The following is a 1,824-nucleotide window of genomic DNA, read 5'->3' as shown; positions in this document are numbered from 1 at the left end:
CTCCCGGCCCTTCCACGACCTGCTGGCCCGGGTGCCCGCCCGCCGCCCCCGGGCCGTGGTGGACCTCGGCTGCGGACCCGGCCATCTCACCGTCGCCCTGCGGGACCGCTGGCCGGACGCCCGCATCACCGGACTCGACGCCTCCCCGGAGATGATCGAGCAGGCCCGGACCCGGCCCGGGGACGTCGCGTTCGCCCTCGGCGACGTGCGCACCTGGCAGCCGGCGCCGGACGTCGACGTGGTGGTGACCAACGCCGTGTTGCAGTGGGTTCCCGGGCACACCGACCTGCTCCGCCGCTGGGTGACCGCGCTGCCCACCGGAGCGTGGCTGGCCGTGCAGGTCCCGGGCAACATCGACGCCCCGTCGCACCGGGCGATCCGTCAGGTCGCCACCGACGGGCCCTGGCGCGACGACCTGACCGGGGTGCTCCGCCATGATCCGGTGCCCGACGCGGCGGGGTACGCTCGGCTGCTGACCGACGCCGGATGCGCCGTCGATGCCTGGGAGACTACCTACGTGCACCTGCTGCCCGCCCCCGCCACCGCCGACCACCCGGTGCTGAGCTGGCTGGAGGGGACCGGACTGCGACCGGTCCGGGCCGCACTCGGCACCGCCGACGGCCGCTGGGACGCCTTCCGGGCCGCGTTGGCCGACCGGCTCGCCGAGGCGTACCCGGTCCAGGACGGTCAGGTGTACTTCCCGTTCCGTCGTGTCTTCGCCGTGGCCCGTACCGGGGCCCGTCCGTAGGGAGAGTCCGTGACCGACCTGTCCGCCTTCATCGCCGGCCTGCCCAAGGTGGAACTGCACGTGCACCACGTCGGCTCCGCCTCGCCGCGCATCGTGGCCGAACTGGCCGCCCGGCACGAGGGACGGACCCCGGTACCGGCCGATCCCGACGCGCTCGGCGACTACTTCGCCTTCACCGACTTCGCCCACTTCATCGAGGTCTACCTCAGCGTGGTGGACCTGGTCCGGGACCCGACCGACGTCTGGATCCTCACCCACGAGGTGGCCCGCGAACTGGCCCGCCAGCAGGTCCGCTACGCCGAACTGACCGTCACCCCGTACTCGCACGTGCGCCGGGGCATCCCCGCCCCGGCGTTCTGCGAGGCGATCGAGGACGCCCGCCGCCGGGCCGAGGCCGACTTCGGCATCGCGCTGCGCTGGTGCTTCGACATCCCCGGTGAGGCCGGTCTGCCGGCCGCCGAGGAGACGCTGCGGATCGCCCTGGCGGAGCGGCCCGACGGCCTGATCAGCTTCGGGCTGGGCGGCCCGGAGATCGGGGTACCCCGGCCGCAGTTCAAGCCGTACTTCGACCAGGCCCGGGCGGCCGGGCTGCGGTCGGTGCCGCACGCGGGCGAGACCACCGGCCCGGAGACCATCTGGGACGCCCTGCGCGACCTGGGTGCGGAACGGATCGGGCACGGCATCTCCGCCGTTGACGACCCCGAACTGCTCACCTACCTGGCCGAGCGGCAGATCACCCTGGAGGTCTGCCCGACCTCCAACGTGCGCACCCGCGCGGTATCCGACCTCGCGGCGCACCCGCTGCGCCGGCTCGCCGACGCGGGCGTGGTGGTCACCATCAACTCCGACGACCCGCCGATGTTCGGTACCACCCTCAACGACGAGTACGCGGTGGCGGCCCGACTGCTCGACTGCGGGGCGGAAGGGCTGGCCGATCTGGCCCGGCAGGCGGCCCGGTCGTCGTTCCTGCCCCGGGCCGAGGCCGAGCGGATCTGCACGGAGATCACCGGGTACCAGACCCGCATGCTCGGCTGACCGACCCGGGTCGGGTACCTGGTGCGCGCGGCGGGGGAGGG

At 74.1% G+C, this 1,824-nt stretch carries 2 protein-coding genes; both read left to right on the top strand.

The window, feature by feature from the left end; all coding sequences use genetic code 11:
- Nucleotides 1-748, top strand: a 748-nt coding sequence (locus GSF22_RS33280) for a trans-aconitate 2-methyltransferase (RefSeq protein WP_208817874.1), incomplete at its 5' end; no start/stop codon positions are given.
- A gap of 9 nt (nt 749-757) precedes the next feature.
- Nucleotides 758-1,783 (top strand): adenosine deaminase, encoded by a 1,026-nt coding sequence (locus tag GSF22_RS33275; protein ID WP_208817873.1) that lies wholly within the window; start codon nt 758-760, stop codon nt 1,781-1,783.
- The last annotated feature ends 41 nt before the right edge of the window (nt 1,784-1,824 follow it).

It is taken from the genome of Micromonospora echinofusca (assembly GCF_017614955.1).
Classification (GTDB): domain Bacteria; phylum Actinomycetota; class Actinomycetes; order Mycobacteriales; family Micromonosporaceae; genus Micromonospora; species Micromonospora echinofusca_A.
This window is presented reverse-complemented; position numbering and strand designations above follow the sequence as displayed.